The sequence below is a fragment of the Anabaena sp. FACHB-83 genome, from assembly GCF_014697485.1.
In the GTDB taxonomy this organism is placed as follows: domain Bacteria; phylum Cyanobacteriota; class Cyanobacteriia; order Cyanobacteriales; family Nostocaceae; genus Nostoc_B.
This window is the reverse complement of sequence record NZ_JACJRY010000018.1, coordinates 33,008-58,522: the sequence shown is the minus strand read 5'-3', so window position 1 is coordinate 58,522 and position 25,515 is coordinate 33,008. Positions and strand designations below refer to the sequence as shown.

Annotated in this window: 20 protein-coding genes; 8 read left to right on the top strand and 12 right to left on the bottom strand. The window is 38.6% G+C overall.

Annotated features, from left to right (window positions below; translation table 11 throughout):
* Nucleotides 1-10 precede the first annotated feature (10 nt).
* Together dndD and H6G79_RS20830 are read right to left on the bottom strand one after the other, a co-directional pair.
* Nucleotides 11-1,999, bottom strand: coding sequence for a DNA sulfur modification protein DndD (gene dndD, locus H6G79_RS20835; RefSeq protein WP_190591285.1), 1,989 nt, complete (start codon nucleotides 1,997-1,999; stop codon nucleotides 11-13).
* A 108-nt stretch (nucleotides 2,000-2,107) separates the two neighbouring features.
* A complete protein-coding gene (locus H6G79_RS20830; RefSeq protein ID WP_190591284.1) occupies nucleotides 2,108-2,362 on the bottom strand; it encodes a hypothetical protein in 255 nt (84 codons plus the stop codon).
* Nucleotides 2,363-2,483: 121 nt separating this feature from the next.
* Here H6G79_RS20830 and H6G79_RS20825 point away from each other — a divergent pair, with 121 nt between their 5' ends.
* On the top strand, nucleotides 2,484-2,726 hold the full coding sequence (locus H6G79_RS20825) for a helix-turn-helix transcriptional regulator (RefSeq protein ID WP_190591283.1): 243 nt from the start codon (nucleotides 2,484-2,486) through the stop codon (nucleotides 2,724-2,726).
* Here the strand turns inward: H6G79_RS20825 and dndC are convergent.
* On the bottom strand, nucleotides 2,723-4,378 hold the full coding sequence (gene dndC, locus H6G79_RS20820) for a DNA phosphorothioation system sulfurtransferase DndC (protein WP_190591282.1): 1,656 nt from the start codon (nucleotides 4,376-4,378) through the stop codon (nucleotides 2,723-2,725). The genes H6G79_RS20825 and dndC overlap by 4 nt on opposite strands.
* Nucleotides 4,379-4,531: 153 nt before the next feature.
* Here dndC and H6G79_RS20815 point away from each other — a divergent pair, with 153 nt between their 5' ends.
* Nucleotides 4,532-6,130 carry a DGQHR domain-containing protein gene (locus H6G79_RS20815; protein ID WP_190591281.1) on the top strand — a complete coding sequence of 533 codons (1,599 nt, stop codon included), beginning with the start codon at nucleotides 4,532-4,534 and terminating at the stop codon, nucleotides 6,128-6,130.
* Here the strand turns inward: H6G79_RS20815 and H6G79_RS20810 are convergent, their stop codons facing one another.
* The 3 genes from H6G79_RS20810 to psbA all read right to left on the bottom strand — a co-directional run bounded on the left by H6G79_RS20810 (nucleotide 6,131) and on the right by psbA (nucleotide 8,803).
* Entirely contained in the window at nucleotides 6,131-7,099 is a 969-nt protein-coding gene (locus tag H6G79_RS20810; RefSeq protein WP_190591280.1) for an HNH endonuclease, read from the bottom strand.
* Between the two features lie 26 nt (nucleotides 7,100-7,125).
* A complete protein-coding gene (locus H6G79_RS20805) occupies nucleotides 7,126-7,593 on the bottom strand; it encodes a DNA phosphorothioation-associated protein 4 (RefSeq protein WP_190591279.1) in 468 nt (155 codons plus the stop codon).
* A 127-nt stretch (nucleotides 7,594-7,720) separates the two neighbouring features.
* A complete protein-coding gene (gene psbA / locus H6G79_RS20800) occupies nucleotides 7,721-8,803 on the bottom strand; it encodes a photosystem II q(b) protein (protein WP_190591278.1) in 1,083 nt (360 codons plus the stop codon).
* Between the two features lie 896 nt (nucleotides 8,804-9,699).
* Between psbA and H6G79_RS20795 the strand changes: the two genes are divergently transcribed.
* Both H6G79_RS20795 and H6G79_RS20790 read left to right on the top strand, forming a co-directional pair.
* Nucleotides 9,700-10,845: a hybrid sensor histidine kinase/response regulator gene (locus H6G79_RS20795; RefSeq protein ID WP_190591277.1), complete on the top strand. Its 1,146-nt coding sequence runs from the start codon at nucleotides 9,700-9,702 to the stop codon at nucleotides 10,843-10,845.
* A 125-nt stretch (nucleotides 10,846-10,970) separates the two neighbouring features.
* Nucleotides 10,971-12,353, top strand: coding sequence for an aldehyde dehydrogenase (locus tag H6G79_RS20790; protein WP_190591276.1), 1,383 nt, complete (start codon nucleotides 10,971-10,973; stop codon nucleotides 12,351-12,353).
* Nucleotides 12,354-12,477: 124 nt separating this feature from the next.
* On the opposite strand, the gene H6G79_RS20785 is transcribed toward H6G79_RS20790, so the two are convergent.
* The 3 genes from H6G79_RS20785 to H6G79_RS20775 all read right to left on the bottom strand — a co-directional run bounded on the left by H6G79_RS20785 (nucleotide 12,478) and on the right by H6G79_RS20775 (nucleotide 14,379).
* Nucleotides 12,478-13,077 (bottom strand): sulfite oxidase-like oxidoreductase, encoded by a 600-nt coding sequence (locus tag H6G79_RS20785; RefSeq protein WP_190591275.1) that lies wholly within the window; start codon nucleotides 13,075-13,077, stop codon nucleotides 12,478-12,480.
* 403 nt (nucleotides 13,078-13,480) lie between these two features.
* Nucleotides 13,481-13,654, bottom strand: a complete 174-nt coding sequence (rpmF, locus tag H6G79_RS20780; RefSeq protein WP_190591274.1) for a 50S ribosomal protein L32 — start codon at nucleotides 13,652-13,654, stop codon at nucleotides 13,481-13,483.
* 215 nt (nucleotides 13,655-13,869) lie between these two features.
* Nucleotides 13,870-14,379 (bottom strand): hypothetical protein, encoded by a 510-nt coding sequence (locus H6G79_RS20775; RefSeq protein ID WP_190591273.1) that lies wholly within the window; start codon nucleotides 14,377-14,379, stop codon nucleotides 13,870-13,872.
* Nucleotides 14,380-14,720: 341 nt separating this feature from the next.
* Between H6G79_RS20775 and H6G79_RS20770 the strand changes: the two genes are divergently transcribed.
* The 4 genes from H6G79_RS20770 to H6G79_RS20755 all read left to right on the top strand — a co-directional run bounded on the left by H6G79_RS20770 (nucleotide 14,721) and on the right by H6G79_RS20755 (nucleotide 21,506).
* The gene (locus H6G79_RS20770; RefSeq protein ID WP_190591272.1) at nucleotides 14,721-16,667 is read left to right on the top strand and encodes a caspase family protein; all 1,947 of its coding nucleotides are present in this window, start codon (nucleotides 14,721-14,723) and stop codon (nucleotides 16,665-16,667) included.
* Nucleotides 16,668-16,851: 184 nt separating this feature from the next.
* The gene (locus H6G79_RS20765; protein ID WP_190591271.1) at nucleotides 16,852-17,457 is read left to right on the top strand and encodes a hypothetical protein; all 606 of its coding nucleotides are present in this window, start codon (nucleotides 16,852-16,854) and stop codon (nucleotides 17,455-17,457) included.
* Between the two features lie 699 nt (nucleotides 17,458-18,156).
* Nucleotides 18,157-19,863 carry a calcium-binding protein gene (locus H6G79_RS37390; protein ID WP_190591270.1) on the top strand — a complete coding sequence of 569 codons (1,707 nt, stop codon included), beginning with the start codon at nucleotides 18,157-18,159 and terminating at the stop codon, nucleotides 19,861-19,863.
* Nucleotides 19,864-20,039: 176 nt separating this feature from the next.
* Nucleotides 20,040-21,506, top strand: a complete 1,467-nt coding sequence (locus tag H6G79_RS20755) for a diguanylate cyclase (RefSeq protein WP_190591269.1) — start codon at nucleotides 20,040-20,042, stop codon at nucleotides 21,504-21,506.
* A 109-nt stretch (nucleotides 21,507-21,615) separates the two neighbouring features.
* Here the strand turns inward: H6G79_RS20755 and H6G79_RS20750 are convergent, their stop codons facing one another.
* From H6G79_RS20750 to H6G79_RS20740, 3 genes are all read right to left on the bottom strand, one after another.
* On the bottom strand, nucleotides 21,616-22,845 hold the full coding sequence (locus H6G79_RS20750) for a DUF4336 domain-containing protein (RefSeq protein ID WP_190591268.1): 1,230 nt from the start codon (nucleotides 22,843-22,845) through the stop codon (nucleotides 21,616-21,618).
* Between the two features lie 103 nt (nucleotides 22,846-22,948).
* Nucleotides 22,949-23,545 carry an urease accessory protein UreG gene (gene ureG, locus H6G79_RS20745; RefSeq protein ID WP_190591267.1) on the bottom strand — a complete coding sequence of 199 codons (597 nt, stop codon included), beginning with the start codon at nucleotides 23,543-23,545 and terminating at the stop codon, nucleotides 22,949-22,951.
* A gap of 137 nt (nucleotides 23,546-23,682) precedes the next feature.
* The gene (locus tag H6G79_RS20740; RefSeq protein ID WP_190591266.1) at nucleotides 23,683-25,185 is read right to left on the bottom strand and encodes a glycosyltransferase family 39 protein; all 1,503 of its coding nucleotides are present in this window, start codon (nucleotides 25,183-25,185) and stop codon (nucleotides 23,683-23,685) included.
* Nucleotides 25,186-25,515: the final 330 nt, after the last annotated feature.

Below are 25,515 nucleotides of genomic sequence, written 5' to 3'. Positions count from 1 at the left end.
AAGTTATCTCCTACCAAAAATATTGATTTTCCATCACTGTAGTTTGGCGGGTGGATGAGTCGTATTTGAGAAGATATTCACGAGCGATCGCTTCATTTTTCCGCAGAGTTTCGACTTCTTTTTTACCAATTTCCGTATCAGTAGAAAGGAGAATTACTTGATGGCTGGCGGCTGGGAAGTATTTTTCTACTAGGTTTTGGCGGTGGGAAGAGTCGAGTCTGCCGAGGGGTGTGTCAATAGCTACTGGTAAGCGCAAACCAGAGACTTTGGCAAGTCCCCACAGGAATGCGATCGCCAGTAACTGCTTTTCCCCAGCCGACAGGCGATGTTTCGGGACTGCTTTACCATCAAAATCAAACAGAGATAAAGCAAAAGTTTTAGTATCAATAGCAATGCGAAATACTAAGTCTGATTTGTGCAGTAAATAGAGAAAACAATTCTTCACTTCTTCTTCTAACTTATTTAGCTTCCGCAGCGTTAACTTTTCTCGAAAAATCTTCAGGGTTTCTTGCACTTTAGAAGCAGAAGTAATGATATGTTCTCTATTTTGATGTTTGATACTTTTGTCAGTATAATCGTTTAATTCTTTTTTGGTGATTTCAATTGCCTCCGTTAAAGCTGCTAATTTCTGCCTTGTTGTTTCATACTTAGCTTTAGCTTGCACAACTTCTTTTTGTGAATCTTCCACAGCATCACGCAGCTTTTTATAAGCTTCCGGTTCTGCTGCTGTCTGCACTTGTCTTTCTAATGTAATAATTTCTTCTTCCAGATTTCTGAGACTAACTAAATGCTGTTTTGCAGTATTACACGCACTTTTTAAGTGATATCTCACATTATCTAATTGGCTCAAGCTTTCCTCATCCGCTAACAGCCAAGGTGCTTCAGATTGGAGTGAACTTGCATATAAACTATCGACATCTTCAGCTAAAAAAGCTTGAATTTTATCAACTTGGTCAGCAGCAATAGTTAACTGATTTAGCCATTCAAGTAAACGTTTATCTCGTTCAATTAAAACATCTCTTGCAAGTTGCACCTGTTGATTACGAAATTCACTTGCGCCCTGGGTTTGTACTTGACTCAATAAATTAGGAATTAACGCTAAGGGTAAGATTTCAGCAGCTAATTCACATAAAGACTGTCGAATTGCTTCTAATGCAGCAGTTTTTTCTTTTTGTTTATCTTCTAACTGACTGCGTTCGGCGGCAATTTTACCACCTTCAGATACAAATTTATCTAAAGCCTCTTGCTGGATAGTTTCTAATGATTCAACTTGATTTTTTAAATTAGCTAACTCTTGTTCTGTTACTTGATAATCTTCTTGCTGTTGTAATAACCTTTTTTCAATATCTTCAATATTAGCTAAATCTTTAGTATCAGCCATCTCTTTACGCTTGCGGTTGATTAAAACATCTAAATCAACGGCTAATTTATCAGCTAATTCTAGTCCTAAAAGTCCACGAATAGCTTCCACAACAATTGGCGGCGGTGTTTCTTGTTCTGCTAGTTCTTTTACTTGTTCGCCATCAAATAAAAATAAATTAGAAATTCCTAAAGGTAGTAAATTTTCTATATAGTCATCCCAGATACTTGTCAGATAATCAACAGGCCAAGTATCATCATCACCTAAAATTCCTAAAGCATCTTTGCCATCTTTAGGATTTTTCTCCCAAGTTCTCACAATCCGATATTTTACTGGCTGATCATCTTCAATATGTTCAAAAAGTAACTCAATTCGTGTCTTTTCAGAAGGAGTAGCTTTACTATTAACACATTGATTTAAAAAATCACTATAGCTCAAATTACCGCGCGTCGAACATTGAGCGCGTTGTCCATATAATGCTAGGCGAATAGCATCCATCAGCGTAGTTTTTCCCCCACCATTCATACCGCCTAATAAAAGAATTGGGCGAGGATTATCCTCATTTCTTGGGTCAAGATTAATTACTTGTCTGCCAGAATAAGGGCCAAAATTTTGTAATACGAGTTCTAAAAATATCATTTGTCTTTATAGATAAAAGGCTAGATGCTTTGCGAGATCCCCGACTTCTTAAAAAAGTCGGGGATCTGACCACTCCCACGTCTTAAAATGAATGCGATGAACCACTAATTAATTTGTCAGAATCTGCCTTGTTAAAATACTCATAACTTCGCCAGGGTTAGAACTAGGTAATAAAGGACTCCACTCGTAAACTTGGGCGAAACCCAGTTTGTATAAAGTCAAAATTGTGTTGTGGACACCTTTTTTAGAACCATAAATTACAACCTTTACAGACTCTCTATCGGGTGTTGTTTGTGTAGAGTCGTTGCTGGAAGCAAGCTGTGTGGTGCTTTGACAAGTCTCTGCTAGAAAGCTTTTAGTCATTGGAATTTACCTGTTTATGGGTAAGTCGTTGTGTTACTTAAACGTAACAAGATAATCTTACCTCGTTTGTTACATATACAGAACATTTACTCTGTTAGAAGCCTTTGACACAATCAAAGGCATGGGAAAAGCAGGTAAAGCACTTAAACAGGTGTTGGAAACATACAGCATCAGTCAGAACAAGTTAGCCGTCACAATGGGAACAGGACGGCCAAACATTCACCGTTGGATTAATGAAATGACAGACCCCGTTGCTGATAAGCTGTTAGAAATTCGTGATGCACTCAGAAAAATTAATCCAGTCGCCGCAGACGAGTTTATCAGGCTGTACTTAGGAGACGCTAATGATGACCAGCAAATTTAAGCCTTTGTCTGTTTCTTTTTAAATTTCATATTTGACCAAGTTTTTGCATTGTCAGAAGATTTTGATGTATTTTCTGTATCATTTTGTGTATTAGGTATACTTGCTTGTTCATTGGGTGCAGAAAAATCGGCTAAAGTTAGTTGCTTGACTTTTTCAATATCACCTTGTTCAACCGCCGTTTTCAAATCTCGTTTTAAATGAGCATTTCTCACCGCTTCATCTTTAGAACGAGAACTAGTAGCAAAACATTTTTCTAAGCTTTCATAAATTCCTATACGACGTGACATTTTGCGAAATTGGCGTTCTGTGTCTAAAAGTTTCGCCATCAGTTCTAAGTGCATTTCATCATCTTCACAGATTTCTTCTAATACAGACCATTCATCGCTACCTAATAAGCTAAGGTCTGCACCTGGACGCGGATCTTTAAATTCCTCACCCGTCACTTCTTGATAAATGCGGGGTAAGCTATCGTCAAACTCGTGCTTTTCTTCTAACCAGATACGGCGAATTTCACTTAGTTCTTCAAGAGAAATGAGGTGAATATCGCGCATATTTTCTGGTGCTGTTTGACGGATTTGTTTTTCTGCTTCTAATAAGCGCCTTAGCCAATACTCTCGCCAGTATTTTGTATATGGCCCATGAATTGGTTCAACAGAAATTTCTCCATCTAAATTACGTTCAAACAGTTGTACTTCTCCCCAAATACGGCGAAAATCTCTTTTATCACGATCATCTCTGATATCTAATTCATTGCGAATATCTAATAGAGGCTGCATCCATTCTTTTTCTTCATCATTTTGGATCATTGCCTCCATTGATTTATCTTTATTAACAATTGTGCAAACCCAGCAGCCAAACCGAGAATCACCACAACTAGGTGTAGAAGTATCAACAACTAGTGGACACTCATTATCTGCTGTTGCACCGCGATACATAATAAATAAGTCTTTATTGCTATATCCCCAAGGATTCTGACACTGATTCAGATAAATCCAAACTTCATCAGTACGCCAATCTTCAATGGGAAGATAAATCAGAGAGTTGGGTCTGTTGGGGTTAGCATTTATATGATCTTTTATACGCCATTCCCGATGTTTAGCCATCGTAGTGGCACGTTTAACACTTTCAGCTTTACGAGTACCTAAAACGAGAATTACTTCACCATTAGCTTGGATTACTTCACGAATAAAGCTATCAGTTGGTTTAATCTTTAATCTGTCTGTACACCAACGCATACGGTTGCGTGGGGCTGGATAGCCTTTGCCTATTAAGTTCACCCAAAAAGTATCTTTAACTGCGGGATATAGCAAATGAGCCTTTATTGGCATTTCTTGTTCATTTGCGGCTAATCTCATCCGTTCTAGAGATTTACGTACCCAAACAGAGACTACAGGATTTTCTACTAAAGTATCAGTTGTGATGACATGAATAGGCTTAGTCCGCTTTTCTGGGGGGAGTTCAGATATTGCATTCCAAATAAGCTGTAAAGTTGCTGTGCTGTCCTTACCCCCCGAATAACCAACAACCCAAGGTATGGCATCCAAACAATACAATTCTTGAATTTCAGTGGTAAGAGCTTGGATATACTCTACCAACTCTGCTACAGTACGTGTCTGCTGACCTTTATTTTCTGGTTGTTGTGCTTCAGTCATTGCTTCCTACCTCTGGACATTTGGGCGTTACCGCTTTTTACTCCAGCATATGGAATGCGCGGCTTCCCAAAAAGTTTTTAAAAACTGATTTATTAGTATCTAACTTTTTGGACAATATAGCTAGGTTACAAGACTAAGTTTTTAAAAATTAATATGAGTGACATTGCATCTAACCTCACTACTGATATTGCAAAAGAGTACCTGGAGAGAGACAACAAGGATAAACAGGTACTAGCTTTACTTCTAGAAAAATTCTTAGAGAAAAAAGACCAAATTCTGGTACAGAAAACGGAAATGGGAGGAATTGAAGCCTATATTGGTTCCGTGACTCTAGAATGGTTCGCTGGTCGAGTTCATTTCGCTTCTGGTTTACCTCTGCTGCAAAAAAAATATAATCCAGAGACTGATAATATCGAAATCGATGCAGATAGTATCGATGAAATTCAACAGCGTCCTATCGACTGGTCGCGCCAAGCACCTTTAGTTCAATATTTGGCTGCGAGAAAAAATCATAAGTTTCCCCCAGTTCTCGTAGTCATTAACCAGCCTTGGGTTGATAACTCAAAAGCCTCGGAGTGGGACAGTGAAGAACGTGCTACAAAGTCTACTACAGATTTTACACCTCTAGATAAAGATGGTAAGGTCGGCTTACTCAATGTTTCTGAAGAAAATGTGACAATTTATGCACTAGATGGTCAACATCGGCTAATGGGAGTTCAGGGTTTAATTGAGTTAATTAAAACTGGCAAACTCCAGCGATATAAAAAAGATAAAATCGCCGATGATAGTTTTATTACTATCTCAGATTTAACAGAGCAGTATCAAGTAGATCCTGCTTATTTACAAAGCCTACCTAAAGAGAAAATTGGCATTGAATTTATTTGTGCAGTAAATTCTGGGGAAACTCGTAACGAAGCCAGAAGAAGGGTAAGGTCGATTTTTGTCCATGTTAACTTGATGGCTGCACCTTTAACTAAAGGTCAGTTAGCACAGTTAAATGAAGATGATGGTTTTTCTATTGTGGCGCGAAAAATTGCAGTAACTCATCCACTTTTAGAACAACGTCCCAACCGTAACCCGCGTGTTAATTGGAATAGTGCAACTGTAGCTACAAATTCCACAGTTTTGACGACATTACAAGCTCTACAAGATATGTCTGAGAGATATTTAGGTCAAAAATTCCCTCACTGGAAACCATTAGAAAAAGGTTTGATTCCAATGCGTCCAGAAAACGAAGAAATTGAGCAGGGAATTGCAGAATTTAAAAAGCTATTTGATAACTTGGCGAATTTACCTAGTTACAAAATTTTGGAACATGAAGATACACCTGTTTTGCGAAGATTTAGTTTTGAAAAAGGTGGTGGTGAAGCTAATATACTTTTTCGTCCTGTAGCGCAAGTTGCTATCGCTCAAGCTTTGGGATTTTTGGTGTTTAAAAAAGGGTTTTCTTTAACCAGTATTTTCAAGAAATTGAAAAAGTTTGACCAACAAGGCGGCTTTACTGGGATGGAATATCCTCAATCTCTTTGGTATGGTATTTTATATGACCCGAATAAAAAACGAGTTCAAGTTTCTGGAAAAGATTTAGCAGCAAAGTTATTAATTTACATTTTGGGTGGAATTGAAGATTCAATGGAACGTGCTGAACTTCGCAAGGCTTTGGCTAATGCTAGGACAGTGGAAAATAAAACAATTGGTTTTGATGGTGAATTTGTGGAACTCAAAGAAGTAGGACTTCCATCTGTATTGTAATTAGCCTTGAAATATATTTTGACGATGCCATTGTAAGGCTTCTAGTTCTGGAAAGTATTGCTCTTTATTTGGTAACAGCAGCCTTTCACCGTGAAAGTCTTTCATAGGTTTAGTATGGGGAGAGATTTCTTCTAATCCCCTACTTACAATAATTTTATATTGTTCATCAGCAGTAAACCAACCACGGTCAAAAGCCCAGTGGTGATTTTTACAAAGAGCAATACCATTATGGATTCTGCTGTCATAAAATTGGGCAAATGGTTTGATATGTGCGCCATCTACAATGTTTTGATTTGTAGCTTTAATGACTCGCAGTCCACAAAAAGCACATTTAGAATCATATATATGAACAATTGCTTTTCTAAAAAAGGCGTTTCTAATTAATGTCGTTTTTAGTCTCCATTGAGGATTAGTTTTAGCCGCAGCATCTAAATTTTGTAAATCTTTGCTTAAAACTTCCTCTTCAGATGTTTTATTTTGAAAATTCTGGTTGATTTTTACAAGGTCTTCTATGATATTTTCCTCATAGGAAAACCAACTTGACATTATTGCATCAATTAATTCTATTCTGGCACTATCATCTTGTATTAAGTTAAACAACTCATCATCTAAATACGCATAATCAATATCTTCTCTCAGTTTAGGAATGCTTTGAGGACGACCTCCACCATATTCAGAACTATACTTGAGATGCCAAAATCTACATTTATCATTTTTTAGGTGAAAAAAAGGAAGTGCAAAATCACTACCTTTAAATGAGTTACTAGTCGTTAATTGCCAGTATTTTTTAAATGTTTCAATTAGAATATCAGAAATAATAATATGATTGTCTTTTATTATCTCTCGTGAGATTAACTCTATGATAGAAAGTAATAACACTGGTTTATTAAGTGCATCACCTTTCTTATGAGTTTTATATACTTTTAATTGTGAAAAGCAATTACAATAATAATCTAAATTTTTATTCATTTTTATTAGTAACTAGCAGATTAAAATTATATAAATTTACTTAAATCAAACTCTTCTTCATAATTATCCTGAAATCGTTCAGAACTAAGAAATAATAAAATTCTTTCTGAATAATCTACTGCTCCTCTCATTTCTATTTGTAATATTTCAAGTCCGCCATTAGCATACTCTTCAAAAATATAATTGCGCGTCTCATTATTGTTTGCCTCATTAAAGGCAAGAATATTGATTTCCTGAGTTTCAACAATTGCTAGTAAGTTAATTACAGTATCATATCCCCTGATAATAAACTGCTCTTGCGGAATAGGTGATGGTTCGCGTTTAGAAATTTCGCCTAAAGGTACGCGCTTTTTATGCTTTGCACCCAAGGCTGCTGCAAATACAATCACATCAGCAAATGTTTGAAAAGGCCCAGTACCACCATCGGAAGATGTTAACGCTTTTACTAAATCTGCTTTATCTTTAGCAACCCTGATTCTGCCAGTTTCAGCCATTGATTTCAATATTCACATTGTAGCTATGATAACCGAAAGCTAAGATAATCCCAATCAACGCAAACAAAAACGCCCCCCTAAAAAGGAGAGCGTTTTTATTAATTATTTAGAGACAATCTCTAGAAAATTAACCGTTGATTGCAGGAGCATTCAAAGCAACGGGAGTAACTTCACCAGCAGCTAAGTCTAAGGGGAAGTTGTGAGCATTACGCTCGTGCATTACTTCCATACCCAAGTTAGCGCGGTTGATGATGTCAGCCCAGGTGTTGATAACGCGACCTTGGGAGTCAATCACGGATTGGTTGAAGTTGAAACCGTTCAAGTTGAACGCCATTGTGCTGATACCTAAAGCGGTAAACCAGATACCAACTACAGGCCAAGCAGCTAAGAAGAAGTGCAAGGAACGGCTATTGTTGAAGGACGCATATTGGAAGATTAAGCGACCGAAGTAACCGTGTGCTGCAACGATGTTATAGGTTTCTTCTTCTTGACCGAATTTGTAACCGTAGTTTTGAGATTCGGTTTCGGTTGTTTCACGAACCAAGGAAGAAGTTACCAAAGAACCGTGCATTGCAGAGAACAAAGAACCGCCGAATACACCAGCCACACCGAGCATGTGGAAGGGGTGCATCAGGATATTGTGTTCTGCTTGGAACACGATCATGAAGTTGAAGGTACCGGAGATACCCAAAGGCATACCATCAGAGAAGGAACCTTGACCGATGGGGTAGATCAAGAATACTGCGGTAGCAGAAGCCAAAGGAGCAGAGTAAGCTACGCAGATCCAAGGACGCATACCCAAGCGGTAAGACAATTCCCACTGACGACCCATGTAGCAAGCACATCCGATCAGGAAGTGGAAAATTACCAATTGGTATGGGCCACCGTTGTACAACCACTCATCTAAGGAAGCTGCTTCCCAGATTGGGTAGAAGTGCAAACCGATCGCGTTAGAAGAAGGAACAACTGCACCAGAGATGATGTTGTTTCCGTAGATCAAAGAACCAGCAACTGGTTCACGGATACCATCGATGTCTACGGGGGGTGCGGCGATGAAGGCGATTACGAAGCAGGTGGTTGCAGCCAGCAATGTAGGAATCATTAATACACCGAACCAACCGACATAAATACGGTTTTCGGTGCTGGTGATCCAATTGCAGAACCGCTCCCATACGTTAGCGTTAGAACGCTGTTGTAAGGTTGTGGTCATTGTTTTATAAGTGCAATGTTTAGTTAAATATTGAACAGACAAATTTTTTTAATGCCTGTTGAAATAAGTCTACATGAATTTACTTTAATTGGATGTTTCGCTTCATATTCTGTAATATTTTTCTGCTATTTACTCGCGTAAATGTAAAGTTTTAAGTTGAATTTATGGCAGCCTTTCAAGGCATCCAAAGCCTTGATATTCATGAGTTATAGCTGTTTGAATTGGCTGTGAATTTTGGGGATAAATTTTCTAGAAACACGGCTTTATATTTCTTTACAAATCTGACTTAAATTAATCAAGATGTAGTCAAGACTCTACAAAGCCTGCTGGATAAGAGACTTAGTATTTAAACCATGAAAATAAGGGGAAAATTGTAAACCCAACTTTCTTAGAATCCTAAAATTATTACCCTTAAATAATTTTTATTAAAAAATGTAAACGAAATAACCTATTTCTTTCGCCATACTCTGTTATGGAAACTGCATCAGAGGTTTTATCGTTGCGTTGGAGGAATTAAAAGACTAACTTTTGGTCAGCTATAATCATTAACCCTAGATTCTATAGATATAGCAGGTGACAGGGTTAAAAGCTTTGTGATGTCTAAGTTTGATTATTTATCGATGTCCTAAGCAATTTGGCTACTGCTATAGATGCTAATTATCTGAGAAGGAGAATAAAAATCTGCTTGTAGAGGTTGGCGTGAAATGAAGCGATCGCCATTTCTCAAGCTATAAGTATTGATAGGGCTGACTTTTAATTTTCTACAATTAAACTAAAATTGTTGATTGTGCCACTTTCAATGGCGGAATGTAAGCTAAAAAACAAATCAGTAAAAAGTGGTAGCAATATAGCAGTTTTGCTCAAAAACTCACATCTACCAAAAATCTGCCCCACACATGAGTTCACTATCGCCGCGCCCTGACAAAATTTTGGTGGTCGATGATTCACCAGATAATGTTTTTTTAATTAAAACCATACTAGAAGAAGAAAGTTATACGGTTAGCACCGCAGAAAACGGTTTTGTTGCTTTAGCCCAACTAGAAGCATCTCCTTGTGACTTGGTATTGCTGGATTTAATGATGCCAGGAATGGATGGTTATGAAGTTACCAGGCGCATTCGTGGAGAGATGAACTTGCAGCAATATATTCCTATTTTGTTAATCACAGCCCACGATGCACCCAACGTTGCACACGGATTAGATTTGGGCGCTGATGATTTTATTCGTAAACCAGTGACGGTAGATGAATTACTTGCCAGAGTGCGATCGCTATTACGACTCAAGCATAGTATGGATGAGCGTGATGAAATTGCTCGTCAGAGAGAAGACTTTGTTTCTCGACTCACCCATGACTTGCGTACGCCCTTAGTCGCGGCTGATCGGATGTTAATGTTATTTGAGCAAGGTGCTTTGGGTGAATTGTCATCGCAAATGCGAGAAGTACTCACCATCATGGCGCGTAGCAATGCCAACTTGCTCTCGATGGTAAATACTTTATTAGAAGTGTATCGATTTGAAGCCGGACGCAAAACCCTAGCGTTTCAATCTGTTGATTTAAAGCTATTAATTGCCGAAGTAGTTGGAGAACTCGCACCTTTAGCCGCAGCTAAAGCACTGACTATCGAACAAAAATATGCCGAGGAATTAACTAATAGTAATATTATGGGCGATCGCTTAGAACTGCACCGCCTGTTAACTAACCTTATAGGTAATGCCATTAAATTTACTGAATCTGGCTATATAGCAGTGCGCCTCTCCCCCGCAGATCAAAATCCAGAGATTTCCTCCTGGGGAAACACGTCATCTATCTCTGGGAATGACTATATTGATATTGTGGTAGCTGATACAGGTTCGGGTATTTCGCCCGAAGAACAAACAACATTGTTTCAAAGATTTCGTCAAGGTAGCCACAAGAGTTCCGGTAGTGGCTTAGGACTGTATTTATCTCGCCGAATTGTCGAGGCACATCAAGGGCAGATTTCTGTTAATTCTGTATTAGGTAAAGGTAGCGAATTTATTGTCCGTTTACCCCTTAAACCTTGAAGAAATAATAAATTGATCAAGTATGATCCATAGCAGTCCTAAATCATTTGTGAATATCAAGATACCCGAATTCTTAAATAAGCTGGGTATCTCACCCTCTCGATCAAATATTAGAGGATAACATCATGATTACTGCTGAATTATCTAAAATTTCTGAACTGATTAAGCAGCAACGTCAATTTTTTCAAACTGGTAAAACAAAAGATATAGCTTTTCGCCTAGAAAAACTCCGAACTCTCAAACAAGCAATAATTGATAACGAAGCTGATATTGTACAAGCTTTAAAAGCAGATTTTCAGAAACCCGAATTTGAGTCTTACATCACAGAAATTGGTATTACCAAAGAAATCGATTATGCCATTAAACATTTGCACTCTTGGGCTAAACCACAAAAAGCAGCAGTGCCAATCGATTTTTTTTCTTATTCAGCTAAAATTTATGCTGAACCTTTAGGAGTTGTTTTAATTATTGGCCCTTGGAATTATCCCTTTAATTTAATTATTGCCCCCTTAGTCGGTGCGATCGCCGCAGGTAATTGCGCCATTATCAAGCCTTCAGAACTTGCCCCCGCTACCTCTAGTTTGTTAACCAAAATAATGGCTAAATATTTTGCACCAGAGTTTATTACTGTGGTGGAAGGTGGTGTAGAAGCCAGTCAAAAGCTATTGGCAGAAAAATTTGACCATATCTTTTTTACTGGTGGTACGGCTGTGGGCAAAATTGTGATGGAAGCAGCAGCAAAACATCTCACATCAGTGACTTTAGAATTAGGCGGCAAAAGCCCTTGTATTGTTGATGCTGAGATTAATTTAGAGCATACTGTTAGACGGATTACTTGGGGTAAATTTATTAATGCTGGACAAACTTGTGTTGCCCCAGATTATCTTTTAGTTGATAAAAAAATTAAGCCAGATTTCATCAATGGCTTGAAAAAAACTCTCACAGAATTTTATGGCGAAAACCCATACAATAGTGCTGATTATGCCAGAATTATCAGTCAAAAACACTGTGAAAGGTTAATTAAACTGCTTGATAAAGGTGAAATTGTGGCTGGTGGCGAAAGCAAATTAGAAGAACGCTATATTGCCCCAACAATTATTGATCAAGTCTCCTTAACAGATCCTGTAATGCAGGAAGAAATTTTTGGCCCAATTTTACCTGTAATTGAATATACAGATATTACAGAAGCGATCGCCTTAATTAATTCCAAGCCAAAACCCTTAGCTTTATACCTGTTTTCACAAAACAAAAATCTGCAACAACGAGTTTTACAAGAAACTTCTTCTGGTGGCGTTTGTCTGAATGACACAGTAATGCACCTTGGTGTTTCATCTTTACCCTTCGGTGGCGTAGGTGATAGTGGTATTGGTAACTATCATGGTAAAGCGGGTTTTGATACCTTTTCCCACCATAAAAGCGTGCTGCATAACTCCTTCTGGCTAGATTTAAAATGGCGTTATGCCCCATATCAAGACAAATTAGGCTTTGTGAAGCGATTAATTAAGTGAAAAGTGCTGAGTGCTGAGTGCTGAGTGCTGAGTAATCTTTTTCTTATTAGGACTCTGTACTGAAGTATGGTAAAAATTGAGAGACGTTGCATTGCAACGTCTCTCACTCAACAAAATCTTCAAATCAAAAACTACTGCTATAGCGTTCTTCCGCCCAAGGTTCGCCCCGGCGATGATAACCGTTGCGTTCCCAAAAACCTAGTTCTTCTTTCTTGAGAAATTCTAAACCATTAATCCACTTGGCACTTTTCCAAGCGTAGAGATGGGGAACAACTAACCGTAAGGGGCCACCATGTTCTGCGGGTAATGGTTCTCCAAACAGTTGAACAGCAAAGAAATTTTCTTCCCGGACAAAATCTTCAATGGCGATATTAGTAGTGTAGCCACCATAGCAATGTTCCATGATGTGGGCGGCTTCTTTTTCTACCTCTATCAAATTCATAAAATCTGTTACCTTAATGCCAGTCCACTTGACATCCAGTTTTGACCAACGGGTAACACAGTGAAAATCTGCTGTAAATTCGTGCTGTGGTAGCGCCATAAAGTCCGACAAAGTGAAAACAGCAGGTTTAGCCGCACCCCAAACGCGAAATTCCCACTCTTCGATATTGACTTTGGGTGTTGCACCATAAGTTAGTACAGGGAAACCTTTGGCGAGGTGCTGTCCAGGCGGGACACGTTCACCCTGTTCTTTATCTGGTTTTTGAAAAAACTTGCCTAACATATTCTCAGCAAAATTAGGTTAATTGAAACACTTGGCTATTTCGAGATGATGAACTAAACCTGATTGTGAGTGTGGCAGAGAGCCTGAGCATAAACAACTAGACTCAGACAGAGAAGAAATATTAATTTTGCTGAACACCTACATCATTAGGATATCCAGATAATTTACTGTGTGATTATGATTATCTGATCATCAGTCATGGGTAATAGGTAATGGATAATGGATTTTCCAAATTATTCATTACCGATTTTTTATGTATCCGATTACTTGCTGCACAACAGGCATAAACTATTAATAAGTAGAAGAAATTTCGGAAAAACTTTTGCTCAAATACCAAAAAGCCTGAGCGGTAGAAGTCACCGCTCAAATCTTCGGTGATGCTAGGGTTTTTCCTAATCGGAAATTATGATTCTTCTTCCTCTTCTTCAGCAGCAGGATAGACAAATGTAGAACGTCCAGTCAAAATAGACTTGCCGAGAGACAAAGCTTTTTGAGCTTCAACAGCAGCTTTATGTCTCCAAGTAGCTCGACGTTTATCGCGTTTAGATTTAGATGTTTTCTTCTTAGGGACAGCCATAGTAGCGGATATCGCAATTTTTGACAACCTTTCTATTCTAAGCCATCTCTTTGCATCTGCAATGGTCTACCTGTAATTTACAAGTAAGGGGCTAGAGGTGAGAGGCTAGGGGCTAGTATTTTTACTCAGCACTTACACTTCGACTTCTTCTGTTGGAGACGCTGCGCGAACGCTCAGTGTACAGCACTAATTACTCAGCACTCAGCACTTTTAACTTACGGTGTGGTGGTTGCTGGTGCAACGGTGGTGATGGGAGGGATATTGACGGGGTTGCTTGGGGTTTGTTCAAAGAATAATAGCGATCGCGCGGTTTTAAAGTAAGTCGCCCAAAGTTGAGCATCAGGACGGGAACGCCATTGGGGACGGCTGACTTCTAAAGCTAAAATTGGTGCGATCGCACCGTAGCTCTGTACGGAGACAATAATCGATACATCTGTAGCTAATATATCTTGGTCAAAACTGCGTTGTGCGGCGGCTCTGGCTGTGGCTTCGGCTCTCCGCAGTGTGGTTTCATAGTTTTCATCAGGTAATCTATCAATAATTAAATCAACTCTAGCTGTGTAAGCTCTTACCATCTGTGGTGAAATTACTTCTGCCACAATCCATACAGGTAGGCTAGAAAAGAGCAAAAATATTAATGGAAATATCCGGATTTGTTTGATAACTTGGCTAATAAATAAAAAGGAAATGATCGATGATTGTTGGTTAGCAACATTCTTGGTCATAACCTGAAAGCTCCTTACTAATTAATGGCCTGTAATTGAATTGTCTGAGAATTTTTACTGAAATTAAAGGCAATAAAAATTACTTAGTCTTTGGGATTTCATGAGAAATTCCGAGACTATAAGACATAGGTTAGCTTTGTTCTTTCGGCAAAGCCAACCGCAATTTTAGGCAAGTCAACCAATTTTGGATTTTAGATTTGCGATTTTAAATTGATGATGGCTACGCTATCGAGCGTCTTTTCAATTTGTTTAGCGGACAAGCATTAAAACTTGAACTAAAAAACAATCCAAAATTCAAAATCTAAAATTGGCACGGTCAACCACAACCTACAAATAGCGGGATGGCAAATCACTGGGCGATCGCGATCGGCATCAATCAATATCAATTTTTTCAACCTTTACGTTGCGCCCAAGCCGATGCCGAGGCGCTAAAAGATTTTTTGGTTCAAGAAGCAGGTTTTTCTCCCCAACGCTGTCTACTAATGACAGATACTTCACCACCAATTGGGGATAGGTCTACCTATCCCACAAAAGAAAATATTTTGCTGTTGATAGAAGACTTGGCTGCGGCTTGTTGGCAACCGGGGGATTATCTGTGGTTTTTCTTTAGTGGTTATGGTGTTAACCATACAAGCCAAGATTACTTGATGCCAGTGGAAGGTAATCCTGAGTTAATGCAGGAAACCGCCATCGAAATGCGATCGCTCTTGCACAGCCTCCACATAGCTGAACTAAATGCTGTAGTGCTGCTTGATATTAACCGGGCTTCCAGTACGCAAGCAGATGCAACCGTTGGACAAGAAACCATTGAAATAGCGCAAGAATTACAATTAGCAACGATTCTGTCTTGCGAACCAGAACAATTTTCTCGTGAAAGCAGTGAGCTAGGTTACGGATTTTTTACTGCGGCTTTGTTAGCTGCGTTACGTTCTGGTCATGGCAGCAGTTTGGCAGATTTAAACAGCTATTTAAATGTGTTCACGCCAGAATTATGCCAACACTATTGGCGACCAACTCAAAATCCAGTAGCGATAGTACCTGCTAAACCGTTTGTCATCTTGCCACAGTCAGAGGTGAATCATCCAGTTACAGAAGTTCCCAGCACACTGGAACCAACTGAAGCCGCACCCCATGAATTAGAGACATCTGAAGTTGAGGGTAGTATTTTTTCAGAAGAAAACTTTGCTGTGGCTTTGGCTGCTCCCCCATTAGCGCCAACATCAACCAAAAATCCCGTAAATTCGCCGCATATTGGGATTTGGGGAGAAGCATCGGTTTTACAGTCGGCTGTTGCTGCCAGATTACCAGATTTGAAGTTTCCCAGTTTCAGTTTAGGAGAACCACAACTTTCTCCATCACCCGACTTAATTGCCAACGAAGAATATAACAACCAGCAAGGGCAATTAGCGATCCCTGCTTCAGAAACAAGTGCGGGGAGATTTATTCCCGATGTTGCCCAACCTTACATCTCACGTTTACCTCAGAAAAAGGCCAATACCTTATGGTGGCAACAATTTTTCTTTTGGGGCGGTGGCATGATGTTAATAGCTGCTGTAGTAACAGTGGTCTTTCTCCGCAATCAAGAAAAGTTCGTGGCGGGTCGAGAAGCTTTATCGGCAAAGTCCCATGAACATGAACAAGTAGTTCCTGCAAAAAATCAGTCTGCTGCTCAAATAGCTTCCCTTTCTGAGTCGAAGAACCGCAATCAAGCTGTATTAGACTTGGCGAAAATGTCTCTTAGACAAACTCAAGCCAGTGATTTGAGTTTAGCGATCGCCACTGCGAGAAAAATTCCGCCAGGTGAGCCGCTTTACGAACAAGCCCAAGAAAATATCAATATTTGGAGTAACATGATCCTTAATTTAGCCGAGGGTCGTGCCAAGCAAAGACAATATACTAATGCGATCGCTGCCGCACAACTAATCAGTAAAGAAAGCTCCCTTTATCCCCAAGCCCAAACAGTAATTAAACAGTGGCGACAAGAAGCCAAGCAATATCTCGCTAACAAAACTTTATTAGATGCGGCTAATGCCTTAATTAAGCCAGGACAAGCCTCTACATATAATCGCGCCATTGAAGTAGCCAAGCGCGTTCCCCAAGGTCAACCAGGATTTGATTTAGCTCAAAAATCAATTAATAAATGGAGCGAAAAAATCTTAGACTTAGCAAAAACTCGTGCTGCTGAGGGTGATCTCAAGTCCGCCATCACCACCGCAACTTTAGTCCCAGAAGAGACATCTGTGTATGAAGATGCTCAAGAAGCAATCCGTAAATGGCAGAAAAAATAGTTGAGAGTTAATTCTGGGTTGTTGATCAATTTGCCAGCAGTATCGATTTTAAAGAAAAGATGAGATTTAGTTGCTAATGATGAAGTCAGGGGCTAGTTTATGCCAAAATCTGGCTATGGATACTTGATAACTTACCCCTTAAGTATAATCATGGGTCTGAACGGGTATAAATCTCAAAGTGATCATGGAAAATCGTCAAAATTTCAACCATGAGCCACCCCAACTGATAGAACCCAATCTAGAATTAGCGAAGACTAAATTGGGTTCCAAAGGTCGCTCAAACATGCTGATGGCTTTACTGACACAGCATCCACTGGTGCTGTTATGTGGAGTTTTTACAATGGTTGTGGGTACGGCGACTGTGGCATTTTATAGCCTCAGTTATGTAGATCATAGGAAACAGGCAGAGTCAGAACCCATCCCAGTAATTGTAGAAGAGCCAATTACGATTGAACATAGCAATCCTCTACCTTTATGGATGGTAATGGCGATCGCACTCAGTTGTGGTAGTGGTTGCTATCTCATTTTTCGCTTGTGTAACCCCAGCCAAGCTCAGAAATTTCCTAAATCTGCCTCCAGTCGCCTAAAAGCTCTAAAACCAGCTTCGCAAACATCCCGAAATTTACCAGTGTTTGCATCTTTGCAACCACTCAAAGTCAAAAGCAAAACCTTGGTTGAAGTTCTACCACCAGCACAAAAATACCGCCTGGGTAAAGGTAAAGAATCACTCGCAGACTTGATGGATATTCGCAAAGAAAATTCCTTGTCAGCACTTTTACAAAAGCATTAATGTTGCCGTAATACAAAAACTTTTGAAATACAACTTTTAAACTAAGAGGGTACAGCATTGCTGTACCCTTCTTAGTGGGAATTATACTGAGATTGTGGATTGATTATTTTTTCCTGCGCCTGGATGTTTTTAATATATAACGCGATGTGCGACTTATTCTTGAAACCCCTCTCCAAACCTCTCCCCGAAACGGAGAGAGGCTTTGAATCTTGCTCCCCTTCCCTGGTAGCTTACTGGTGAGTTTTTCAGTAACCCATTTGTCGCAATCATTTTTCAAATTGGTATAATTATCAAAATTTGGGGGATTCTCCTTCATACCCCATACACTGTACTTTTTATCTGAAATGCAAAAATATAGTAAAAATAATATGTTTACTTGATTAAAAAAATAACGTGAAAATTTGATTTTCTCAGTATTTGTTTAAGTACATATAAATCTATTTTTGCTCTACTTACTTAAATTTACCAATTGTTGATATTCAATTAACTAATGTAATATATTAATTGTTTTGTCCAAAAATTAAATTTCATTTCAAATTTAAAATATCAACATTTAAACTCAGGTTTTTTTGTGAAGAATTAACCGATTTATTCTGATTTATCAATCCCGAAATATAACCTGATAAATTATCAATATTTTTTATAATTTGTTCAAATTGTAAAATCATCAATTTTCAGCCTACATAACCAAGCGTATTTATGAGTGACTTATTCAATCATGCCCTGGGGCTGACACAAAATCAATTAACTGCTGTTGAAAAATCAGATCCAGATGCACTACATTTTAATATTACCTTTAATGATCCATCAGGAAAATTTTCTGCCTATTACTCCGCTATCAAGTCTCATATATTAGCGGCTGGGTCTAGTTGGGACAAGTATATTACAGGTAATGCTGATTTAGAAATTGTTGTTAATTTTTCTAATCCAAATCCCACAGCGACAGGCAGAAGTTTAACTTCATCTTTTGTGTATAAGAAAGGCACTTTGTCAGTATATGAACCAGGTGCAGTATCAGAAATTCGCACCGGAGTTGATCCTAATGGTGCTACGCCTGACATTGAATTTAACTTTAATCCTGATTATCTAGTTAATGAACTGTGGTTTGACCCCAAACCAGTAGCACGAACTACGGCTGTACCCATTAATAAAACAGATGCCGTTTCTTTATTACTCCATGAATTTGGTCATGTCTTTGGCTTCAATGCCTGGAAAGATAATTTTGATGGCACACTCTCAGGTAATTATCAATCTACATTCGATGAAAAAATTATTTTTGATGGCAGCAATTTTTTCTTTGTAGGAAAACAAGCGACTAGTGTTTACGGCTCTCCTGTACCCTTGACTTTTGGTAACATCACTCATGTGGGAAATGATGGTTCTAGACCAGGAGTTAATCTGGTTAGAGACTTAATGAATGGTGTCAAATTTTATCGAGGATTTCGCTATAGTATCTCTTCACTTAATGTTGCCATATTAAAAGATGTTGGTGTACCTATTGTTGATGTCCCAACTCTTAGTCTGAGTAGTGTTACGACTACCTTACCAACCAACGTTGAAAACCTCACTCTGACAGGAACATCTCAAATTAACGGTACTGGTAACGCGGGTAATAACATTCTCAAAGGTAATAGTGCAAATAATAAGCTAATGGGCAATGCTGGGAATGACACCTTAGATGGTGGTGCTGGCAAGGATACCTTAAACGGGGGGAGTGGCGATGATATCTTAATTGGCGGCGCTGATAATGATAGTTACTACGTGGATAGCAGCAATGACCAAATTATCGAACTATTGAATGAAGGTACAGATACAGTCCGCACGACTGTGAATTGGAAACTCAGCGATAACTTAGAAAATTTGGTCTTAACTGGTACTAGCGGGATTAATGGTACGGGAAATGCTTTGAAAAACACCATCACTGTGAACAAAGCGGATAATCAACTGTTGGGTGGCGATAATGATGACAAACTAATAGGAGACGCAGGTAACGACACCCTGAATGGCGGAGATGGCAATGATAGCCTAGTTGGTGGTAATGGTAATGATAGCCTGGTTGGTGGTAATGGTAATGATACATTGGTTGGTGGTGCGGGTAGCGATCGCCTAACGGGTGGTACGGATAGTGATAAATTTGTTTTTTCCAGTCTAGGTGAGGGTATTGACACTATTACTGATTTCAGCAGCACCGAGGATTTTTTAGTAGTACAAACTCTCTTGACTCATTTGAATTATACGGGTATTAATCCCATTGCTGATGGTTACATTCGGGGCATACAATCTGGGTCAAGTACTTTGATTCAAATTGATATTGATGGCTTAAATGGCAACTCAATTTTTAGCACTTTAGTCACAGTCAGCAACTTCATCGCTAGTAACTTCAGCTTAAATAACTTGATTTTTTAGTGCAGTAATCAGCAAATCTGCATTGAGGTGACAATGCCAAGTCTACATATATTTTCACAGGTCAATACTGGTTTATCGTCAATATTTGATAACTAGGATAAATAGTCATAGTTGGATTTACTTGTTAAACTTTAAGTTAACTACATACTGTTATCGGTTACTAAAGTTTAAAATGAATGAATGAACAAACGAAAGCAATTCGAGTTGCTTGGTGTAGTTCACTAGATTTACCTCAACCAACAAATACGCGCCTCAATTTTGAGTGGATTACGGTTGATATCTCCAGCTTATTTGAGCAGGATTTTGACATTATTGTACTCGACTTCAGAGTTGTTGCAAGTATAGAGAAAGTTAGAGATTTATATAATACTGTTGGGAAACCAACAGTATTATTAGTAGAGACGATTGAGCAAGAATCTGCTGTGCTTACTTGGTTAGAAGCAGAAGATGAAACCTGTCAATATGATGCAATTAATCAGCAAATTTGTCTACGTTTACAGCGCAGTTTTTGGCACAATCAACAAAAGCATTTATTTAATCTCGATAAATTGACAGGAATTGCTAATTTTCGGAAATTTAATGATTATGCTATCAATCTTTTAACTTCTAATGAAGATATCGAACAAATATCTTTGATTTATTTAGATATTGACCGTTTTAAGTTTATTAACGATCGCTACGGTCACATAACAGGAGATCAGATATTACAAGAGATTGGACAAATTCTGCAAAAGTACTCACTAGGCGCAGGAATTGTGGCGCGGACAGGCGGGGATAAATTTGCTATTTGTATGCGTGGAAGTATTGAGCAAGGGAAGGCCTTTGCAGAGTTTCTCAGAACCCAAATCGAAACTCATGAATTTAAGCTCAATGCGATGTCGTCGGTGCGCCTCACTGCGTCCTTTGGTGTGATTTCGATGTTAGGACACACCTCGATTGAGCAATTATGGCAAGAAATTAATCAATGTATATATGCAGCCAAGCAAAAAGGGCGTAATCAAGTTGTCACATCTGAAGAATTTGATGCGATCGCCGATGCTTCAGGACAAGATAAACTGATAACTGATTTTGAGCATCGCATTCGTGTCACCGCAGAACGGATGATTAGTGAAATGGTGCTGAAAGCCAGTCGATTAGCTAATAAATACCGCGTCGAGGCCGAACTCGATGGTTTAACGGAGGTGTTTAATCGTCGCTATCTGGATAGGTTACTGGCGCGTGAAATCGAAAAAGCTCATAAATATCAGCAACAACTCACAATCTTACTTTTAGATTTAGATTATTTCGGTGCAATCAATCGCACCTACGGTTTTCCTACAGGTGATCAAGCTTTAAAAACTGCCGCACAAGTATTTCAAACCCATATCAGAGCCGGAGATTGGGTGACACGCTACGGTGGAGAGGAATTTTGTATTGTTATGTCTAACACTGACCTGAATACAGGATGTCAGATAGCAGAACGAATTCGCCTCGCCCTCAGTGCAGAAGTTATTACAGCCTACAATGGTCAACAATTCCACCTCACTACCAGTATTGGTGTTGTCGAACTCATAGCAGAAGATAAACTTGTCTCTTTTTTACAGCGTGCCAGCGATAAACTGAGAGAAGCCAAGAAAAACGGGCGTAATCGCATTTGCTTTTGATGGGAAAGTACTGAGTGCTGAGTTTGATTAGACAAGGTAGACAAGGTAGAAACATTACTCCCTTGTCTCCCTTCCCTTGTCCCCTTTATCTCCAATAACCAAGCACACTTCAAATTTTCTCCTTCGCCGGGGGGACAATACCAGTTTGATTTAAACCTGCATCAATATCGCGGAGAATTTTGAAATCATCCTCTGGTAAAGGATAACTACTACTGTTAAACAAACCTGCACTTGCAACTGGTTGCTTTTCTAAAAAAGAGAATGCTTGGCGAAATTGTTGTGGTTGGGCTTTAATTGGTGCATCAAAATGGCAGGGAATAATCCACTGAAAATCCCAACTAGCAACTTTATCAGCCCAATCAATTGTTTCTCTGGGTGCGCGGTTGAGGATGAGAGTTTGCAAAACTGGTGCGACAAATAAACGTCCATCGCCACGTAAGGCGTGAAATGACCTTTGCCAATTATTTTGCCATTTAAAGGGAAATAAACCAAAATAAGCTTTGCGGGAACGTTCTGGGGCTTTGAGGGCATCGCGGAAGACTTCACCCCAGGCGGGTACATCTAAAACACTGGGTTGAAAGTATAAAGCAAATAAAGTGATGCGTTGCCATCCTTTGCGGCGGTTGGCTTGATTATCAGCAACCACATCAGAACCTTTTTCTTTAGCGTGGAAGAGTAAGGGATAAGGGTCGAGTTGAACGATCGCAGGAGGTTCTTCTGGTATAGATACTACTGCATCTGTGACTAATAAAGTGTGCGATCGCTTGTGTAGAAATGCTACTTCTGTAAATTTACCTGGGCCTAAATCAATCGTTTTCAAAATTGTATAGTCAAATTCATCACCAAAAGGCGCTTGACTGCTATCTTCTGGCAAGACTTGAGTACGTTTTCCTGGTAAACCCAACCAACTCAATGGTAAATTTAGCGGGAAACTCCATTGATTTGGGGCGACAAATACCTGTGCATTGGGAAAACATCTGGCGAAGGGGCCGACGAAAACCTTATGTTCAATGCCAGAAATAGTTGGCAAGATAATATATTTCACATCACCATGTTCTGCAACTAACTCCTGTATCAGTTGCAGACATTCTTTTGTCGGTGCGACAGGTGCATAAACCAATAAACCACCCGCATCTAACTTGACAACTGTCATCCGAATCGGCACAACAACATAAAAAATGCCTTGCAATTGGTCAAAAGTCCAGATGGAGTCTTTGATGATTTCTTTGCGAATTGTCCGCCGCCTGCTATATGGGTAAAGTGGCACAATCGGCCAGAATGGCCAAGAAATATCTTGTGGATGAATTTGTTCTGTTACTACACGTTCATCAAAAGCCACCCTGAAACTCCTCCGAAAATTCCCAATACTTCAGTTTATTCTTTCTGCGCCAAAGTTGGAGTTTAGCAAATTCTGTTACTGAGAAATACAAAAAGTAAAATTTTTAAACCAGATATTTACAGACGAAGTTAATTACCTCTGTTAATCCTGATTGGGTTTTTAAATTAGTAAAAATAAAAGGTTTATCACCGCGCATTCTTTTTGCATCGCGTTCCATCACATTTAAATCTGCACCGACATAAGGCGCAAGGTCAGTTTTATTAATCACTAATAAATCAGATTTGGTAATTCCTGGGCCACCTTTGCGGGGAATTTTATCGCCAGCAGCGACATCAATCACATAGATAGTTAAATCGACTAATTCTGGACTAAAGGTAGCAGCTAAATTATCACCACCACTTTCTAAAAAGACTAAATCTAAATTATGAAAACGTTCTTCTAACTGTTCAATTGCCGCTAAATTCATTGAAGCATCTTCCCTAATCGCCGTGTGGGGACAGCCACCAGTTTCTACACCCAAAATGCGATCGCTTGCTAAAGCCTGAGAACGCACCAAAAACTGTGCATCCTCCTGAGTATAAATATCATTCGTCACCACAGCAAGATGATACTGCTCACGCAACGCCTTACATAAAGCATCCACTAACGCTGTCTTCCCCGAACCCACCGGGCCTGCAACACCTACTCGAAATGCGTTCATAGTCACACAGTTAAGTAATAAGTAGTGAGTAATAAGTAAATTCTTTACTCATTACTCATTATTCATTATTCCTTACTCATTATTCATTACTTTTTTCAATCAGTTGCTGTAACTCATAAACACCGAGTCTGCTATAACTATGGTATTCCCTTTAATAAAAAGTGAGTACATAGAGAATTTTTATAGTTTTTGACATAATTCTGATTAAGATAATTACTTAAATATTGCTGAATAGTTTGAGATTTACATAACAGAACTTGCTCAGGACGATACATTTGTAAAACTGAGATCAGTTGTTCAGCCGTTATGCTGTTAGATTCTATCCTGATGTGGGACAAAACAGCAATCTCTGGAGGCACGGGTAAGCCCGAATAAAAAGCATAAATTGGATAGTCTGTGAACAGCCAGTTAGTATATTTTTTATGTTTTAAGAGAATGTCTACGAGTTGGATATGATTTTGATTCTGCTCTAAATATTTATGATTTTCTACCAAAATGACTCCTAATTTAATAGGAGTGACAAAAATTGCGAAAATAATCAAGACTGCGGCTAAATAAGGAATGGTAATTTGCGATAAATTAGCAAGTTTAAATTTAGAGTACCACTTATTTTGACGGAAAAAATCTAGTGATAGCTGTAATCCATAGGTGGCTAACCAAGTCAAGGGAATAGACATTAAAAGGTAGTGGTGATACCAGACTGGTCGATGATTCATTAAAACGATAAAACTGATAACAAGCCAAATAACTGGGAAAGAATTTTTCCATTGTTTTTTTTGAATGATCACTGTACTTGCCAGAATAGCTAAAAGTAAATAATCAAAATCTTGCAAAAGAAATGATAAGGTGAGAATTTGACTATTTTTGGCTAAAAAAGCTGTGATTGTTTTTTCAGATAAACGAGCTTGCAGCAATTGTTCATAATTGAGAGAATTCCAGGCGATCGCAATCAGGAGAGAAACAATTAAACAAGCTGCCAACCACAGTAAAGGAGTTAGCAATACTTTCCAATTTAGTTGCTGGCGATTGTATTTATTAACTTGAAAAATAATTATATCAAATAGGATTAAAGGAATAATAAAAGCAGTAAATAACTTGATTTGTAAAGAAAGTCCGAAAAGTACACCTGATAGCAGAATTAGAAGTTGAGAGTTTTTCTGAGGAAAGTTTTGTTTATATAGACTCAATATAAAAATTGAGAGCATGACCATTGCTAAGGAAGGTAAACCAATCATCACAGAAACACTCAACCGCAGAAAATTGCAGGAAATTATTAACATTAAAGTGCCAATAATTGCCAGTAAATTTCCAAAATATATCCGTAGCGTCTGTGAGAAAGACCATACCAACATTGTGGCATAAGTCAAAGTTAACAGCCGTGCAGAATAAATTGATTTGCCAAACAAGTTCAACCAAAACCCTAAAATGACTGTTGAAAGAGGCGGTTGGTCATTCCAAACTTGTGTATACATTGAAAAGCAATCTAAATATAAAATAGCTTTAATTAATTCAATTCCTTCATCACTGCTATCAAATTGAAATACCTGCTTAATTGGCATAAAAGTAAGAGCAAAAATAAAAAAACCAACAGGTATCAAGAGATTAAATAATAAAAATATTTTAACTTTATGATTGGTCATGTATAGCAATCCTATTGGAGATATGAACAAAAGATACTATAGGACTGATATTTGATTTCTGAAAAAAATCAGTACATTCAGATCAGGCTTCTTTCCTACTCCCGACTCCCCATTCCCTATTCCCTACCTACACAAATAAATTCAGAAATCAAACCGGATTCCTATAGTACAACAAGGCAAAAGTCAAAAGAAAGAATATTAATAAGTAGATAGGTGAAAAAAATTATCGTTCAGGGAAGGTAGGAGGAAATAAGTTGTTAAGATTATTTACTTTTCTTGACACAGTTGGGTTTATTTATGCCTACCTAATTATCACAAGCCTTTTAGCAA

What these genes read in the sequence shown, in the direction of transcription:
- rpmF (WP_190591274.1), bottom strand. Translation starts at nt 13,654, where the DNA reads ATGGCTGTCCCTAAGAAGAAAACATCTAAATCTAAACGCGATAAACGT.
- psbA (WP_190591278.1), bottom strand. Translation starts at nt 8,803, where the DNA reads ATGACCACAACCTTACAACAGCGTTCTAACGCTAACGTATGGGAGCGG.
- H6G79_RS20805 (WP_190591279.1), bottom strand. Translation starts at nt 7,593, where the DNA reads ATGGCTGAAACTGGCAGAATCAGGGTTGCTAAAGATAAAGCAGATTTA.
- dndC (WP_190591282.1), bottom strand. Translation starts at nt 4,378, where the DNA reads ATGACTGAAGCACAACAACCAGAAAATAAAGGTCAGCAGACACGTACT.
- H6G79_RS20755 (WP_190591269.1), top strand. Translation starts at nt 20,040, where the DNA reads ATGAATGAACAAACGAAAGCAATTCGAGTTGCTTGGTGTAGTTCACTA.
- H6G79_RS37390 (WP_190591270.1), top strand. Translation starts at nt 18,157, where the DNA reads ATGAGTGACTTATTCAATCATGCCCTGGGGCTGACACAAAATCAATTA.
- H6G79_RS20785 (WP_190591275.1), bottom strand. Translation starts at nt 13,077, where the DNA reads ATGTTAGGCAAGTTTTTTCAAAAACCAGATAAAGAACAGGGTGAACGT.
- ureG (WP_190591267.1), bottom strand. Translation starts at nt 23,545, where the DNA reads ATGAACGCATTTCGAGTAGGTGTTGCAGGCCCGGTGGGTTCGGGGAAG.
- dndD (WP_190591285.1), bottom strand. Translation starts at nt 1,999, where the DNA reads ATGATATTTTTAGAACTCGTATTACAAAATTTTGGCCCTTATTCTGGC.
- H6G79_RS20810 (WP_190591280.1), bottom strand. Translation starts at nt 7,099, where the DNA reads ATGAATAAAAATTTAGATTATTATTGTAATTGCTTTTCACAATTAAAA.
- H6G79_RS20775 (WP_190591273.1), bottom strand. Translation starts at nt 14,379, where the DNA reads ATGACCAAGAATGTTGCTAACCAACAATCATCGATCATTTCCTTTTTA.
- H6G79_RS20770 (WP_190591272.1), top strand. Translation starts at nt 14,721, where the DNA reads ATGGCAAATCACTGGGCGATCGCGATCGGCATCAATCAATATCAATTT.
- H6G79_RS20790 (WP_190591276.1), top strand. Translation starts at nt 10,971, where the DNA reads ATGATTACTGCTGAATTATCTAAAATTTCTGAACTGATTAAGCAGCAA.
- H6G79_RS20795 (WP_190591277.1), top strand. Translation starts at nt 9,700, where the DNA reads ATGAGTTCACTATCGCCGCGCCCTGACAAAATTTTGGTGGTCGATGAT.
- H6G79_RS20740 (WP_190591266.1), bottom strand. Translation starts at nt 25,185, where the DNA reads ATGACCAATCATAAAGTTAAAATATTTTTATTATTTAATCTCTTGATA.
- H6G79_RS20815 (WP_190591281.1), top strand. Translation starts at nt 4,532, where the DNA reads ATGAGTGACATTGCATCTAACCTCACTACTGATATTGCAAAAGAGTAC.
- H6G79_RS20765 (WP_190591271.1), top strand. Translation starts at nt 16,852, where the DNA reads ATGGAAAATCGTCAAAATTTCAACCATGAGCCACCCCAACTGATAGAA.
- H6G79_RS20830 (WP_190591284.1), bottom strand. Translation starts at nt 2,362, where the DNA reads ATGACTAAAAGCTTTCTAGCAGAGACTTGTCAAAGCACCACACAGCTT.
- H6G79_RS20825 (WP_190591283.1), top strand. Translation starts at nt 2,484, where the DNA reads ATGGGAAAAGCAGGTAAAGCACTTAAACAGGTGTTGGAAACATACAGC.